Genomic DNA, 14,460 nt, shown 5'->3' on the forward strand with positions numbered 1-14,460 from the left:
TCAACCAACCCGCGAGAAAAAAACATGGAACACGTTCTGCCTCCCCTGCCGTACGCACTGGACGCGCTGGCGCCCGAGTATTCGAAGGAAACGATGGAGTACCACTACGGCAAGCACCACAACGCTTACGTCGTGAACCTCAACAACCTGCAGAAGGGCACCGAGTTCGAGAGCATGACGCTCGAGGAGATCGTCAAGAAGTCCAGCGGCGGCATCTACAACAACTCCGCCCAGATCTGGAACCACACCTTCTTCTGGAACTGCATGAAGCCCGCGGGCGGCGGCGATCCCACCGGCGCGCTGGCCAAGGCGATCGATGCCAAGTGGGGCAGCTATGCGGCCTTCAAGGAAGCCTTCGTGAAGTCGGCTGTCGGCAACTTCGGCTCGGGCTGGACCTGGCTCGTGAAGAAGCCCGACGGCTCGGTCGACATCGTCAACACCGGCGCTGCCGGCACGCCGCTGACCACCGCGGACACCGCGCTGCTGACGGTCGACGTCTGGGAACACGCCTACTACATCGACTACCGCAACCTGCGCCCCAAGTTCGTCGAGACCTTCCTCGCCAAGCTCGTGAACTGGGATTTCGCCGCGAAGAACTTCGGCTGAGCGGCCGGCCGGGGAATGTCCCGGTTCAATGAAAAAGCCGACCTGAGGGTCGGCTTTTTTGCGCCCCGGAAGGGCTCAAGCTGCGATCACTTGAACAGCGTGCCGCTCAGCTTGCTGCCCGCGTGGATGCCCTTCCTGGCAAACCAGCCCTGATTCATCTCGAGCACGAAGCGCACCGGCTCGGTCGAGCAGTGCGAGTTCTCGGTCATGGGCTGCATGTCGACCAGGTTCACGATCCGGCCGTCGTCGGCCACGAAGGCCGCGCTCAGCGGCAGCAGGGTGTTGCGCATCCAGAAGCACTGGGTGGCCGGTTGGTCGAAGACGAAGATCATGCCTTCGGTCTGCGGCATTTCCTTGCGTGACATGAGGCCGATCTCGCGCTGCCTCGGGGTCTGGGCCACCTGGGCGTCGATCTGGTACATGCCGGCCATGATCCGCGCGCGCGGCAGGTCGGTCTGCGGCGGCGGCGGTGTCTGCGCTGCGGCGCAAAGAGAGACGGACAACGCGAGGCAAACGAGGAAACGCTGGAACATGGTCGACCTTCGGGACGGCAACAAAAACAAGAATGCCCGCGCGGGCGGGCAGGTATCGATAGGGTGCAAAGCTTAACGCCTCGGCGATTCAATTGCCGCATCCACCCGAACGCGTCTCGTTGGCGATCGGACAAAAAAAAGCGCTCCGGAGAGCGCTCTTGCCGTCATACGGGAATTCCCGAATTACTGGGGCGTGCCGCCTTGCGGGTTCATCTTGCGAACGCTGCCGTCCTTGTTGCGGCGGCGGTCGTCGCGCGTCGCGGTGCGGGCCTGCGCATTGGCGGTGGCCTTGTTGGTCACCAGGCCGCCGCTGCCTTCGGCGGTCTTGCCGGTGTCGCCGCCCTGGGGACGCACTTCGCCCTGCGGCTTCGACGCACGGCGCTCGACGGCGCGCTGCTGCGACTTGGAGTTGGTGATCGGCTGCTGCTCCGACGAGGTGCCAGGAGGATTTTGTGCATAGGCACCTGCTGCAAACAGGCCGGCGATCATGACTGCGAGAACTTTGCTCATTGCGGATTCCTCAAAGGAAATGGTTTGAAAACGCCTCCCGGCCAGCAGAAGGTCTGCCAACAACGGCGCCGGTCCGGCTGTGGTTGACACATCCTTCGGGCCCCTCCGGTTGCGTCTAAAATTCTAAGGCTATTCAGCCGGTTGGATACCCGGAGTCTTCCAGCCCTTTATCTCCCGGAGTTTTGCCGCCATGTCCAGCTATCAGCATATTCAAGTCCCGACCGAGGGCCAGAAGATCACGGTCAATGCCGACAATTCGCTGAATGTGCCCGACCAGCCGATCATTCCGTTCATCGAGGGCGACGGCACCGGGCTCGACATCACGCCGGTGATGCTCAAGGTGGTCGATGCCGCCGTGGCCAAGTCCTATGGCGGCAAGCGCAAGATCTCGTGGATGGAGGTCTACGCAGGCGAGAAATCGACCAAGGTGTACGGCCCTGACGTCTGGCTCCCCGAGGAAACCCTGCATGCGGTGCGCGATTTCGTGGTCTCGATCAAGGGTCCGCTCACGACCCCGGTAGGCGGCGGCATCCGCTCCCTGAACGTGGCGTTGCGCCAGGAACTCGATCTTTACGTCTGCCTGCGGCCGATCCAGTATTTCGAGGGTGTGCCGAGCCCGGTCAAGGAGCCGCACAAGACCAACATGGTGATCTTCCGCGAGAACTCCGAAGACATCTACGCCGGCATCGAATTCGAAGCCGAGAGCGACAAGGCGAAGAAGCTCATCAAGTTCCTGCAGGAGGAAATGGGCGTCAAGAAGATCCGCTTTCCCGACACTTCGGGCATCGGCGTCAAGCCGGTGTCGCGCGAAGGCACCGAGCGCCTGGTGCGCAAGGCGATCCAGTATGCGATCGACAACGAGAAGCCCAACGTCACGCTGGTGCACAAGGGCAACATCATGAAGTTCACCGAAGGTGGCTTCCGCGACTGGGGCTACGGCCTCGCGGCCCGGGAATTCGGCGCCGAGCTGATCGATGGCGGTCCGTGGATGAAGTTCAAGAGCCCCAGGAACGGGAAGGACATCACCATCAAGGATTCGATCGCTGATGCGTTCCTGCAACAGATTCTGCTGCGTCCGGCCGAGTACAGCGTCATCGCGACCCTGAACCTGAACGGCGACTACGTCTCGGACGCGCTAGCCGCCCAGGTCGGCGGCATCGGCATCGCGCCGGGCGCCAACCTCAGCGACACGGTCGCGATGTTCGAGGCCACGCACGGCACGGCGCCCAAGTACGCCGGCAAGGACTACGTCAACCCGGGTTCCGAGATCCTCTCGGCCGAGATGATGCTGCGCCACATGGGCTGGACCGAAGCGGCCGACCTGATCATCAGCGCGATGGAAAAGGCGATTGCGAGCAAGAAGGTCACCTATGACTTCGCGCGCCTCATGGAGGGCGCCACCCAGGTCAGCTGCTCGGGCTTCGGTCAGGTCATGATCGACCAGATGTAGGCAGCAGGCGATCGGCAAGCAACCCCGGGGCCGAGTCGGCGCCGGGGTTTTTTTGCGTCCGGAAAGTCCCCGGGCCGGCATCGGTGCAGCGTTCGGGGCATGCTGTTTGCATGTGTCAAGAACGTCGTCGCGCGCGCTTCGCCTTGAATGTCACAAAGCTGCCACCAGTTGTGTCACAACGGCAAGTGCAACCGGCGGCGGCTCTATAAAATGAATTTCATGGCTACCAGAATCCCCTCGACCCCCAAGACGCCCCCGGCGGTGAAACCGAAGCGGGACGATGGCGATGCGGTCGTGCTCGAGCGCCGGCCGCAGAAGACCGCGCCGCCCCAGATGTTCCAGGTCGTCATGATCAACGACGACTACACGCCGATGGAGTTCGTCATCGTCGTGATCCAGGAATTCTTCAATAAGGATCGCGAGACCGCGACCCAGATCATGCTCAAGATCCATCTCGATGGTCGCGGCGTCTGCGGGGTGTACTCCCGCGACATGGCGGCCACCAAGGTCAATCAGGTGATGGAAGCGGCCCACCAGGCTGGCCATCCGCTGCAATGCGTGAGCGAACCGGCAGGATGAACCTGTTGAATTAGGCCGGCTCCAACCCATCTGATCATTTATTTACAGCAAGGCAAAAGGAAATCACATGATTGCCCAGGAACTGGAAGTCAGCCTGCACATGGCTTTTGTGGAAGCCAGACAGCAGCGCCACGAGTTCATCACGGTGGAGCACCTGCTGCTCGCCTTGCTGGACAACCCGAGCGCCGCAGAGGTCCTGCGCGCCTGCTCGGCCAACGTCGACGACCTGCGCGCGTCGCTCACCAACTTCATCAAGGACAACACGCCCCAGGTGGCGGGCACCGACGACGTCGACACCCAGCCGACGCTGGGTTTCCAGCGCGTGATCCAGCGCGCGATCATGCACGTGCAGTCCACCGGCAACGGCAAGAAGGAAGTGACCGGCGCCAACGTGCTGGTGGCGATCTTCGGCGAGAAGGACTCGCACGCCGTCTACTACCTGCACCAGCAGGGCGTGACGCGCCTGGACGTCGTCAACTTCATTGCCCACGGCATCAAGAAGAGCGACCCGCCGGAAGCCGCCAAGGGCAGCAGCGACGCCTCCTCGGGCGAAAGCGAAGAGGGCGGCGGCGAGAAGAACGAGAAGTCCTCGCCGCTCGAGCAGTTCACCCAGAACCTCAACCAGCTCGCCAAGGACGGCAAGATCGATCCGCTGATCGGCCGCGAGTACGAGGTCGAGCGCGTGATCCAGATCCTGTGCCGCCGGCGCAAGAACAACCCGCTGCTGGTCGGTGAGGCCGGTGTCGGCAAGACCGCGATCGCCGAAGGCCTGGCCTGGCGCATCACGCAGAACGAGGTGCCCGAGATCCTCGCCGAGTCGAACGTCTATTCGCTCGACATGGGCGCGCTGCTGGCCGGCACCAAATACCGCGGCGACTTCGAGCAGCGCCTGAAGGGCGTCCTCAAGTCGCTCAAGGACAAGCCGAACGCGATCCTGTTCATCGACGAGATCCACACGCTGATCGGCGCCGGCGCGGCCTCGGGCGGCACGCTCGACGCGTCGAACCTGCTCAAGCCGGCGCTTTCCAGCGGCCAGCTCAAGTGCATCGGCGCCACCACCTTCACCGAGTACCGCGGCATCTTCGAGAAGGATGCGGCGCTGTCGCGGCGCTTCCAGAAGGTCGACGTGGTCGAGCCGACGGTGGCCGAGACTGTCGACATCCTCAAGGGCCTGAAGTCGCGCTTCGAGGAGCACCATGGCGTCAAGTACGGCGTGGCCGCCCTGCAGGCCGCCGCCGAGCTCAGCGCCAAGTACATCAACGACCGCCACCTGCCCGACAAGGCGATCGATGTCATCGACGAAGCCGGCGCGGCGCAGCGAATCCTGCCTGCGAGCAAGCGCAAGAAGACCATCAGCAAGACCGAGGTCGAGGAGATCGTCGCCAAGATCGCGCGCATTCCCCCGGCCAACGTCTCGAACGACGACCGCGGCAAGCTGCAGACCATCGAGCGCGACCTCAAGAGCGTGGTGTTCGGCCAGGACAAGGCGCTCGAGGTGCTGGCGTCTGCGGTCAAGATGGCGCGCTCGGGCCTGGGACGCGAAGACAAGCCGATCGGCTCCTTCCTGTTCAGTGGTCCCACGGGCGTCGGCAAGACCGAGGCGGCCAAGCAGCTGGCCTACATCATGGGCATCGAGCTGATCCGCTTCGACATGTCGGAGTACATGGAGCGCCATGCAGTGAGCCGGCTGATCGGCGCGCCTCCCGGCTACGTCGGTTTCGACCAGGGCGGCCTGCTGACCGAGGCGGTGACCAAGAAGCCGCACGCGGTGCTCCTGCTCGACGAGATCGAGAAGGCGCATCCGGACATCTTCAACGTGCTGCTGCAGGTGATGGACCACGGCACGCTGACGGACAACAACGGACGCAAGGCCGACTTCCGCAACGTGATCATCGTGATGACCACCAATGCGGGTGCCGAGACCATGAACAAGGCGACCATCGGCTTCACCAACCCGCGCCAGGCGGGCGACGAGATGGCCGACATCAAGCGTCTGTTCACGCCCGAGTTCCGCAATCGCCTGGATGCGACGGTGAGCTTCAAGGCGCTCGACGAGCAGATCATCCTGCGCGTGGTCGACAAGTTCCTGCTGCAGCTCGAGACGCAGCTGGCCGAGAAGAAGGTTGACGTCACCTTCACCGACGTGCTGCGCAAGCACCTGGCGAAGAAGGGCTTCGATCCTCTGATGGGTGCGCGGCCGATGCAGCGCCTGATCCAGGACACGATCCGTCGCGCCCTGGCCGACGAGCTGCTCTTCGGCCGGCTGCAGGAAGGTGGTCGCCTGACCGTTGACCTCGACGACAAGGAAGAAGTGCAGCTCGACATCCAGCCGCTGCCCAAGAAGGAAGGCCGGGCCAAGCCCGAGGCCGAAGAAGCGGCGGCGGGTTGAGAGACTTCCGCCGGACCGGCGGATCGACAGCCCCCGAAGGCCGGTAGCATTGCTACCGGCCTTTTTTTCGTTCGCCCACCGCACGCTCCCCTACCTTGATCGCGATCCCCGAGCTCAGCCAGGAATGGCGCACCGGCCTGTCCATCGCCTGGAGCGGCTACATGGCCGTGCTGTCGATCTGGATCGTGATGCAGAAGCGCGCGCCGGTGTCGACGATGAGCTGGATCCTGTCGCTCGCGCTGCTGCCGTTCGTGGGCTTCCTGGTCTACTACTTCCTCGGTCCGCAGCGGCTCAGGAAGCAGCGCCTCAAGCGGCTTCGCAGCCGCGCGAGCGTGCTGGCACCGGCCGATCTCGCGATGCTGCGCGACGCCCGAGAGAGTGCGCCGCCCGCACTGCGGCAGATGGCGGCGCTCGGCACCGCGACCTGCGGGCTTCCGGTCTCGAGCGCAACCGGCATCGAGCTGCTCTCGGGCGGCGCCCGCACCTTCGACGCGATCTTCGATGCCATCCGCGAGGCGCGCGACCACGTCCACCTCGAGTACTACATCTTCGAGCCCGATCGCATCGGTACCGCGCTGCGCGACCTGCTGATCGAGCGCGCCGGGCAGGGGGTGACGGTGCGTGTGCTCCTCGATGCACTCGGCTCCAAGCGCATCGGCCGCAAGTTCATGGCGCCGATGCACGCCGCGGGCATCACCGTGGCGCTGTTCCACGAGACACGCATCGGCCGCCGGCTGCGCCCCGTGACCAACTACCGCACCCACCGCAAGATCGTGGTGTGCGATGGGCGCGTGGGCTTCACGGGCGGCGTCAACATCACCGACGAAGAGGATTCGCGCACCTGCACCGACGCCTACCACGACGTCCACCTGCGCATCGAGGGCAGCGCGGTGCGCTGGCTGCAGACCACCTTCCTCGAGGACTGGACCTATGCCACCGGCGAAGACCCGCGCCAGATGGACACCACGCTCGACCAGCTGCTGCCCATCCTGCCGCCCCACGAGGCCGCGGGCGACATCCCGGTGCAGATCGTCACGAGCGGCCCCGACAGCCCGCTCGAGGCCATCCATCGCATGCACCTGGCGGCGATCCAGTCGTCCGAGCGCCGCGCCTGGCTCACGACGCCGTACTTCGTGCCCGGCGAGCCGGCGCTGATGGCGCTCACGAGCGCTGCGCTGCGCGGCGTCGACGTGCGGCTGCTCGTGCCGCGCCGCAGCGATTCGCTGATCGTGAGCGCGGCGGCGCGCTCCTACTACGACGAGCTGATCGCCGCGGGCGTCAAGGTGTGGGAATACAAGGCCCGCATGCTCCATTCGAAGACGCTGGTGGTCGACGACCACTGCGCGATGATCGGTACCGCGAACTTCGACAACCGCAGCTTCAGGCTCAACTTCGAGGTCATGGCCGTGATCTACGGCACCTCGCTCGCGAAGCCGCTCGAGGCCCAGTTCGAGACCGACCTGCGCAGCGCCTCGCCGGTGCGCTCCAACCGGCGCCAGTTCTTTTTGCGCCGCCTCGGCGATGCCATGGCGCGCCTGTTTTCCCCGCTCCTCTGATCCCATGCCCCCACACACCTTCCTCTGGCACGACTACGAGACTTTCGGCGTCGTGCCGCGCCGAGACCGGCCCGCGCAGTTCGCCGCCATCCGCACCGATGCCGAGCTCAACGAGATCGGCGAGCCGCTGATGCTCTACTGCAAGCCCGCGCCCGACTACCTGCCGAGCGCCGAGTCCTGCCTGATCACCGGCATCACGCCGCAGACCTGCCTCGAGCGCGGCGTGCCGGAGCATCGATTCGCGGCGGACATCGAGCAGGCGTTCTCGCAGCCCGGCACCATTGGCGTGGGCTACAACACGATCCGCTTCGACGACGAGGTCACGCGCTTCCTGTTCTGGCGCAACCTGATCGATCCCTACGCGCGCGAGTGGCAGAACGACTGCGGACGCTGGGACCTGCTCGACGTGGTCCGGCTCACCTATGCGCTGCGGCCCGATGGCATCGAGTGGCCGACCAGGGCGGACGGCAGCCCGACTTTCAAGCTCGAGGACCTCGCGCGTGCCAATGGCCTGGTGCACGAATCGGCGCACGACGCGCTGTCGGACGTGCGCGCCACCATCGCGCTGGCGCGGCTCATCCGTGCGCGGCAGCCCAAGCTGTTCGATTTCGCACTCGGCCTTCATCGCAAGGACCGCGTGGCCGGCGAACTCGGCCTGCCCGCCACGCGCGAGAGCGCGCGCCCCTTCCTGCACGTGTCGGGCATGTTCCCGGCAGCGCGCGGCTGCCTTGCCGTCATGTGGCCGCTCGCGAGCCATCCGACCAACAAGAACGAACTGCTGGCCTGGGACCTCGCGCACGATCCGGGCGAACTGCGCGACCTCGATGTCGCGACCTTGCGGCTGCGCCTCTTCACGCGCAGCGCCGACCTGCCCGAGGGCGTGGTGCGGCTGCCGCTCAAGGGCATCCACCTGAACAAGTCGCCGATGGTGGTGGGCAACCTCAAGACGCTAGCGCCTGCGATGGCGACGCGCTGGGGCATCGATGTCGATGCCGCGCTGCGCCATGCCGCGATCGCCGCCGAGCTGCCCGACATGAGCGCGATCTGGCCGCAGGTCTACGAGCGGCCGCGCGCCGAAGGCACGCCCGATGTCGATGAAGACCTGTACGGTGGCTTCGTCGGCAACGCCGACCGGCGCCGGCTCAACGAGTTGCGCGGCCTGTCGCCGGCCGATCTCGCGCGCGCGCGCACGGGCTTCGACGATCCGCGGCTCGAGGAACTGCTGTTCCGCTACCGCGCGCGCAACTTCCCCGAGACGCTCGACGAGCAGGGCGCCGAGCGCTGGGAGGCGCACCGCGCCGCACGGCTGCTCGAAGGCGAGGGCGGTGCGCGCAACGTCGATGCGCTGTTCGAGGAGATCGACACCCTGGCCGAAAGCGCGGACGCTCGGGCCGAGGAGATCCTCGGCGCGCTCTACGAGTACGCCGAGGCGATCGCGCCGGAGCGCTGAACGCCATGACCGTGCGCCTGCTGCTGCCCGACGATGCCGACGCCTACCGCGCGTTGATGCTCGAGGCCTATGCGCGCCATCCCGAGGCCTTCACCTCCAGCGCGGAGGAGCGTGCTGCGCTGCCGCTCGCGTGGTGGCAGCGGCGACTCGACGCTTCGCCGCAGGCCACGCAGCGGGTACTCGGCGCCTTCGATGGCGGCCGTCTCGTCGGCGCCGCCGGCCTCGAGTTCGAAACGCGCGGCAAGGCGCGCCACAAGGCCGGCCTGTTCGGCATGTACGTGGCGCCCGACGCGCGCCAGGCCGGCTTCGGGCGGCAACTCGTGGACGGCGTTCTCGAACTGGCTGCCGGCCGCGAGGGCGTGACACTGGTCCAGCTGACCGTGACCGAGGGCAATGCCTCGGCGCAAGGGCTTTACGCGCGCTGCGGCTTCGAGGTCTTCGGCATCGAGCCCTTCGCGGTCGCGCTCGACGGACGCCATCTGTCCAAGGTCCACATGTGGCGCCCGCTCGCGCCGCTCGCCTGACTCGCCCGTACCGAATCGCGCAAGAAGCGCACGAGGCGCCTCAGGCGCCGCGCGGGATCATCCAGCCCGTCTGGGCTGCCCGGCCAGGCAGATGCAGGCTCGCGGTCGCGGCCGGTGTCTCGGCCAGCAGCTGACCGCGGCGCCAGACCTTGAGCCGGGTGGCGCGCAGCCGGATTGCCTCGACCGGATCGCGCGCCTGCAGCAGCACGAAGCTGGCATCGCAGCCCGCTTCAAGCCCGTAGTTCTCCAGGCCGAAGACCTTGGCGGCATTCACGGTCACGGCGTCGAAGCATTGCCGGATGCCGGCCTGGCTGGTCATCTGCGCCACGTGCAGGCCCATGTGCGCGACCTCGAGCATGTCGCCCGAACCCATGCCGTACCAGGGGTCCATCACGCAGTCGTGGCCGAAGGCGACGTTGACGCCCGCTGCCATGAGTTCGGGCACGCGCGTCATGCCGCGGCGTTTCGGGTAGCTGTCGTGGCGGCCCTGCAGCGTGATGTTGATGAGCGGATTCGACACCACCGCGACGCCGCTCTCGGCGATCAGCGGCAGCAGCTTGCTCACGTAGTAGTTGTCCATCGAGTGCATCGAGGTGCAGTGCGAACCGGTGACGCGGCCCTGCAGCCCGAGCCGCTGCGCCTCGAAGGCCAGCGTCTCGATGTGGCGCGACAGCGGATCGTCCGATTCGTCGCAGTGCATGTCCACGCGCTTGCCGCGCGCGGCCGCCAGTTCGCACAGCAACTTCACGCTTGCGGCGCCTTCGGCCATGGTGCGCTCGAAATGCGGAATGCCGCCGACCACGTCGACGCCCTTGTCGAGCGCGCGCTCGAGGTTGTCGATGCCGCCCGGCGAGCGCAGCACGCCGTCCTGCGGAAAGGCGACCAGCTGCAGGTCGAGATAGGGCGCGACCTGGCGCCGGACCTCGAGCAGCGCATCGACCGCCAGCAGGCTGGCGTCGCTGGTGTCGACATGGCTGCGGATCGCGAGCAGGCCCTTGGCCACAGCCCAGTCGCAGTACGCGAGCGCGCGCTCGATCAGCGCCTCGGCCTTCAGCAGCGGCTTGAGCTCTCCCCACAGCGCGATGCCTTCGAGCAGCGTGCCGCTCTGGTTGACGCGCGGCAGGCCGTAGCTCAGCGTGGCGTCCATGTGGAAGTGGGGGTCGATGAAATGCGGTGTCAGCAGCAGGCCCTGGGCATCGACGGTCTGGGCGGCCGGTGCATCGAGGCCGGCCGTCACCTCGGCGATGCGGCCGTCCTGCACGGCGACAGACATCTCGCTGCGGCCGTCGGGCAGCGTGGCGTTGCGGATCAGGAGGTCGAGCATCAGCGTTCTCCCTTGCGATAGGGTTTCATCAGCGCCTGCGGATAGCTGGCCTTGCGTGCCACCAGCACCAGCGCGAGGATCGACAGCAGGTAGGGCAGCATCAGGTAGATCTGGTAGGGCAGCACGGCATCGCCCGACTGCTGCAGCCGCAGCTGCAGCGCATCGAAGAAGGCGAACAGCAGGGCACCCAGCAGCGCCTTGCCCGGCCGCCATGAGGCGAACACCACCAGCGCGACGCAGATCCAGCCGCGGCCGTTGATCATGTTGAAGAAGAAGGCATTGAAGGCCGACAGCGTGAGGAAGGAGCCCGCCACGCCCATCAGTGCCGAGCCCGCCACGATCGCGCCGGTGCGCGTCGCCGCGACCGAGACGCCCTGGCCTTCGGCCGCCTGCGGATTCTCGCCCACCATGCGCACCGCGAGTCCGAGCGGCGTGCGGTACAGCAGCCAGGCGATCAGCGGCACCAGCAGCAGCGCGAGCAAGGTGAGCGCGGTCTGGGCGTTCAGCACCGGGATCGGCAGCCAGTCCATGGGCGCGAACGGCGTCACGGTCGGTGGCGTGCTGACCTTCGGGAAGCTCACGCGGTAGCCGTAGTAGCTCAGTGCCGTGGCCAGCAGGGTGATACCGAGTCCCGAGACGTGCTGCGACAGCGCGAGCCCCACCGTGAGAAAGGCATGCAGCAGGCCGAACACCGCACCCGTGAGCGCGGCGACGCCGACGCCCACCCACAGCGGCGCGCCCGCATACACCGCGAGCCAGCCCGCGAAGGCGCCCGCGACCATGATCCCTTCGATGCCGAGATTGAGCACGCCCGCGCGCTCGCACAACAGCACGCCCAGCGTGCCGAAGATCAGCGGCGTCGCGATGCGCAGCACCGCGACCCAGAACGAGCCGTTCGAGAGGATGTCGGCGATGTCGCTCATGGCCGCTTCACTTCCAGCGCACGCGAAACTGCGTGAGCAGCGTCGCCACCAGCACCGCGATCAGCGAGGTCGCGACGATCACGTCGGCGATGTAGGTCGGCACGCCGACCGCCCGGCTCATGGTGTCGGCACCGACCATCACGCCCGCCACGAAGACACCGGCTGCCAGCACGCCGAGCGGATGCAGGCCGGCCAGCATCGCGATCACGATGCCGCTGTAGCCGTAGCCCGGCGAGATGTCGAGCGTGACGTAGCTGGTGCGGCCGGCCACCTCGATCGCGCCCGCGAGGCCCGCCAGCGCACCCGACAGCAGCGCCACGGTAACGACCGTGCGCGTGACCGGCACGCCTGCGAAGGCCGCGGCGCGCGCATTGGCGCCGACCGCGCGGATGTCGAAGCCGATCACCGTGTACTTGAACAGCGCCCACACCATCACCGACAGCGCACCGGCCCAGACGAGGCCGCTGTGCACGCGCGTCTGGGCGACCAGCTTGCCGAGTTCGAGCTCGGACTGCAGCGACACGCTCTGCGGCCAGCCCATCGCGCTCGGGTCCTTCATGGGGCCGTCGAGCAGGGCCGACACGCCCAGCAGCACGATGAAGTTGATCAGCAGCGTGGTCACGACCTCGTCGACGCCGAGCTTGTTCTTCATGAGCGCGGGCCCGAGCAGCAGCAGCGCGCCCGCCAGCGCAGCGGCCGCCATCATGAGCGGGAACAGGAGCCAGGTCGGCCATTCGAAGCCGGTGCCGCCATGCAGGCCACCGACTGCGACCGCGGCCAGCGCACCTGCATAGAGCTGACCCTCGGCGCCGATGTTGAAGAGCCGCGCCTTGAAGGCCACGGTCGCGGCCAGGCCCGTGAGGATCAGCGGAACTGCGCGCGTGAGCGTCTCGCTCCAGGCGAACACGGAGCCGAAGCCGCCCTGCAGCAGCAGCGCGTAGGTGCGCCCGATCGGTGCGCCGGCCCACAGCACCAGCAGGCCGCTGATCAGCAGCGTGAACACCACGGCGCCGATCGGCGCCAGCACGAGCGCGCTGCGCGAAGCCTGGTGGCGGCGCTCGAGCCTCACGACGCCGACCCCGCCATCGCGAGGCCGATCGCCTCGCGGGTCCAGGCCGCCGGCGCGCGCGGCTCGCCGAGGCGGCCGCCGTGCATCACGGCGACCCGGTCGCCGAGCGTCAGCACTTCGTCGAGGTCGTCGGAGATCAGCAGCACCGCGGCGCCGGCGTCGCGCGCGGCGATCAGCTGCTGCTGCACGTAGGCCACCGCGCCGATGTCCAGGCCCCAGGTCGGCTGGTGGGCGACGATCAGCCGTGGGATGCGTTTCTGCGCCGGCGTCGAGGCAGGCGCCAGCAGGGCGCGGCCGAGGATGAGCTTCTGCATGTTGCCGCCCGACAGCGCGCGCGCGGGCGATTCGAGACCGCCGCCGCGCACGTCGAAGGCGCGCTCGACCGCCTTCGCATGGGCCTTGGCGAGACCGCGCCGCACCCACAGGAAGCGCGAGAAGGCGCGGCTGCGCAGGCGCTCCGAGACCGCGTTCTCCCACACCGGCAGGTCGCCCACGACGCCGACCGCATGCCGGTCCTCGGGTATGCGCGCGACGCCGCGCTGCACCAGCCGGGCGGGCGCCGGCGGCAGCTCGCGTCCCATGAGACGCACGCTGCCCGCGCTCGCGCGCCGGGTGCCGCACAGCAATTCGGCCAGAGCCACCTGCCCGTTGCCGGAGACCCCGGCGATGGCCGTGATCTCGCCTGCGCGCAGGGTCAGCGACACTTCCTCGAGGCGGTCGTGGCCGCTGCCCGCGGTGCGCACGTGGTCGAGCACGCAGACCGCGTCGCCGACGCGCTCGGCGGGCCGGCGCGCAGCCTGCTCGACCGCATGGCCCACCATCCATTGGGCAAGCTGGGCCTCGGTGGTGTCGCCGGTGCGCGCCTCGGCCACGAGCGCACCGCCGCGCAGAACCGCGACCCGGTGCGAGACGCGCAGCACCTCGCCCAGCTTGTGGCTGATGAAGATGATCGACAGGCCCTGGGCTACCATCTGCGCAAGCGTCTCGAACAGGGCCTCGCTCTCCTGCGGCGTCAGCACCGCGGTCGGCTCGTCGAGGATCAGGATGCGCGCGTCGCGCACCAATGCCTTGAGGATTTCCACGCGCTGCCGTTCGCCGACCGAGAGGTTGCCGACCCGCGCCTCGGGCACCACCGGCAGGCCGAAGCGCTGTGCCACCTCGAGCAGGCGGGCGCGGGCAGCGGCGCGGCGGGAGAAGGGCTGCCAGAGCGATTCGGTGCCCATCATCACGTTGTCGAGCACGCTGAGGTTGTCGGCCAGCGTGAAGTGCTGGTGCACCATGCCGATGCCGGCGGCCAGCGCGGCCTTCGGGTTGCCGGGGGCGAGCGGGCGGCCGAACACCTCGATGTCACCCTCGTCGGCCACGTAGTGCCCGAACAGGATGGACATCAGGGTCGACTTGCCGGCGCCGTTTTCGCCCAGCAGCGCGAGCACCTCGCCGGGCTGCAGGTCGAGCGAGATCGACTTGTTCGCGACCAGTGTGCCGAAGCGCTTCGTGATGCCGCGCAGCGCGAGCACCGCCGCCATGGGCATGGCCCCGGGCGTGGC

The 14,460-nt window shown here is 67.4% G+C and carries 13 protein-coding genes; 7 read left to right on the plus strand and 6 right to left on the minus strand.

Translation table 11 applies throughout. The annotated features are described in order from the left end of the window. Nucleotides 1-24: 24 nt before the first annotated feature. On the plus strand, nucleotides 25-606 hold the full coding sequence (locus QTH87_RS12150; protein ID WP_286609254.1) for a superoxide dismutase: 582 nt from the start codon (nucleotides 25-27) through the stop codon (nucleotides 604-606). Between the two features lie 86 nt (nucleotides 607-692). Here the strand turns inward: QTH87_RS12150 and QTH87_RS12155 are convergent, their stop codons facing one another. Next, nucleotides 693-1,139, minus strand: coding sequence for a DUF192 domain-containing protein (locus tag QTH87_RS12155; protein WP_286609256.1), 447 nt, complete (start codon nucleotides 1,137-1,139; stop codon nucleotides 693-695). A gap of 183 nt (nucleotides 1,140-1,322) precedes the next feature. After that, nucleotides 1,323-1,649, minus strand: a complete 327-nt coding sequence (locus QTH87_RS12160; protein ID WP_286609258.1) for a cell envelope biogenesis protein TolA — start codon at nucleotides 1,647-1,649, stop codon at nucleotides 1,323-1,325. Between the two features lie 190 nt (nucleotides 1,650-1,839). On the opposite strand from QTH87_RS12160, the gene icd reads away from it, so the two are divergent. The 6 genes from icd (at nucleotide 1,840) to QTH87_RS12190 (ending at nucleotide 9,597) form a co-directional block, all read left to right on the plus strand. Further along, complete coding sequence (gene icd / locus QTH87_RS12165; protein WP_286609259.1) at nucleotides 1,840-3,099, plus strand: NADP-dependent isocitrate dehydrogenase; 1,260 nt, start codon at nucleotides 1,840-1,842, stop codon at nucleotides 3,097-3,099. Nucleotides 3,100-3,318: 219 nt separating this feature from the next. Next, nucleotides 3,319-3,678, plus strand: coding sequence for an ATP-dependent Clp protease adapter ClpS (gene clpS, locus QTH87_RS12170; RefSeq protein ID WP_286609261.1), 360 nt, complete (start codon nucleotides 3,319-3,321; stop codon nucleotides 3,676-3,678). 67 nt (nucleotides 3,679-3,745) lie between these two features. After that, the gene (gene clpA / locus QTH87_RS12175) at nucleotides 3,746-6,067 is read left to right on the plus strand and encodes an ATP-dependent Clp protease ATP-binding subunit ClpA (protein WP_286609262.1); all 2,322 of its coding nucleotides are present in this window, start codon (nucleotides 3,746-3,748) and stop codon (nucleotides 6,065-6,067) included. A gap of 98 nt (nucleotides 6,068-6,165) precedes the next feature. Then, nucleotides 6,166-7,623, plus strand: coding sequence for a cardiolipin synthase (gene cls / locus QTH87_RS12180; RefSeq protein ID WP_286610374.1), 1,458 nt, complete (start codon nucleotides 6,166-6,168; stop codon nucleotides 7,621-7,623). Between the two features lie 4 nt (nucleotides 7,624-7,627). Beyond that, nucleotides 7,628-9,073, plus strand: a complete 1,446-nt coding sequence (gene sbcB, locus QTH87_RS12185) for an exodeoxyribonuclease I (RefSeq protein ID WP_286609264.1) — start codon at nucleotides 7,628-7,630, stop codon at nucleotides 9,071-9,073. Between the two features lie 5 nt (nucleotides 9,074-9,078). Continuing rightward, a complete protein-coding gene (locus QTH87_RS12190; RefSeq protein WP_286609266.1) occupies nucleotides 9,079-9,597 on the plus strand; it encodes a GNAT family N-acetyltransferase in 519 nt (172 codons plus the stop codon). A gap of 40 nt (nucleotides 9,598-9,637) precedes the next feature. Here the strand turns inward: QTH87_RS12190 and QTH87_RS12195 are convergent, their stop codons facing one another. From QTH87_RS12195 to QTH87_RS12210, 4 genes are read right to left on the minus strand one after another with little or no spacing between them, the layout of a single operon-like run. Then, nucleotides 9,638-10,921, minus strand: a complete 1,284-nt coding sequence (locus QTH87_RS12195; protein WP_286609269.1) for an amidohydrolase family protein — start codon at nucleotides 10,919-10,921, stop codon at nucleotides 9,638-9,640. Beyond that, nucleotides 10,921-11,844, minus strand: a complete 924-nt coding sequence (locus tag QTH87_RS12200) for an ABC transporter permease (RefSeq protein WP_286609271.1) — start codon at nucleotides 11,842-11,844, stop codon at nucleotides 10,921-10,923. Before QTH87_RS12200 ends, QTH87_RS12195 begins: the two co-directional genes overlap by 1 nt. Nucleotides 11,845-11,851: 7 nt before the next feature. Further along, the gene (locus QTH87_RS12205) at nucleotides 11,852-12,913 is read right to left on the minus strand and encodes an ABC transporter permease (RefSeq protein ID WP_286609273.1); all 1,062 of its coding nucleotides are present in this window, start codon (nucleotides 12,911-12,913) and stop codon (nucleotides 11,852-11,854) included. Then, entirely contained in the window at nucleotides 12,910-14,439 is a 1,530-nt protein-coding gene (locus tag QTH87_RS12210) for an ABC transporter ATP-binding protein (RefSeq protein WP_444812792.1), read from the minus strand. The genes QTH87_RS12205 and QTH87_RS12210 overlap by 4 nt, the downstream gene beginning before the upstream one ends. Nucleotides 14,440-14,460 lie beyond the last annotated feature (21 nt).

Origin of the sequence: Variovorax jilinensis (assembly GCF_030316885.1) — a bacterium.
Classification (GTDB): Bacteria; Pseudomonadota; Gammaproteobacteria; order Burkholderiales; family Burkholderiaceae_C; genus Variovorax; species Variovorax jilinensis.

Bases quoted from the DNA above. Each gene is read 5' to 3' on its own strand.
- QTH87_RS12195 (WP_286609269.1), bottom strand. From the start codon at position 10,921: ATGCTCGACCTCCTGATCCGCAACGCCACGCTGCCCGACGGCCGCAGC.
- QTH87_RS12210 (WP_444812792.1), bottom strand. From the start codon at position 14,439: ATGGCGGCGGTGCTCGCGCTGCGCGGCATCACGAAGCGCTTCGGCACA.
- clpS (WP_286609261.1), top strand. From the start codon at position 3,319: ATGGCTACCAGAATCCCCTCGACCCCCAAGACGCCCCCGGCGGTGAAA.
- icd (WP_286609259.1), top strand. From the start codon at position 1,840: ATGTCCAGCTATCAGCATATTCAAGTCCCGACCGAGGGCCAGAAGATC.
- QTH87_RS12190 (WP_286609266.1), top strand. From the start codon at position 9,079: ATGACCGTGCGCCTGCTGCTGCCCGACGATGCCGACGCCTACCGCGCG.
- QTH87_RS12160 (WP_286609258.1), bottom strand. From the start codon at position 1,649: ATGAGCAAAGTTCTCGCAGTCATGATCGCCGGCCTGTTTGCAGCAGGT.
- QTH87_RS12150 (WP_286609254.1), top strand. From the start codon at position 25: ATGGAACACGTTCTGCCTCCCCTGCCGTACGCACTGGACGCGCTGGCG.
- QTH87_RS12155 (WP_286609256.1), bottom strand. From the start codon at position 1,139: ATGTTCCAGCGTTTCCTCGTTTGCCTCGCGTTGTCCGTCTCTCTTTGC.
- QTH87_RS12200 (WP_286609271.1), bottom strand. From the start codon at position 11,844: ATGAGCGACATCGCCGACATCCTCTCGAACGGCTCGTTCTGGGTCGCG.
- sbcB (WP_286609264.1), top strand. From the start codon at position 7,628: ATGCCCCCACACACCTTCCTCTGGCACGACTACGAGACTTTCGGCGTC.
- clpA (WP_286609262.1), top strand. From the start codon at position 3,746: ATGATTGCCCAGGAACTGGAAGTCAGCCTGCACATGGCTTTTGTGGAA.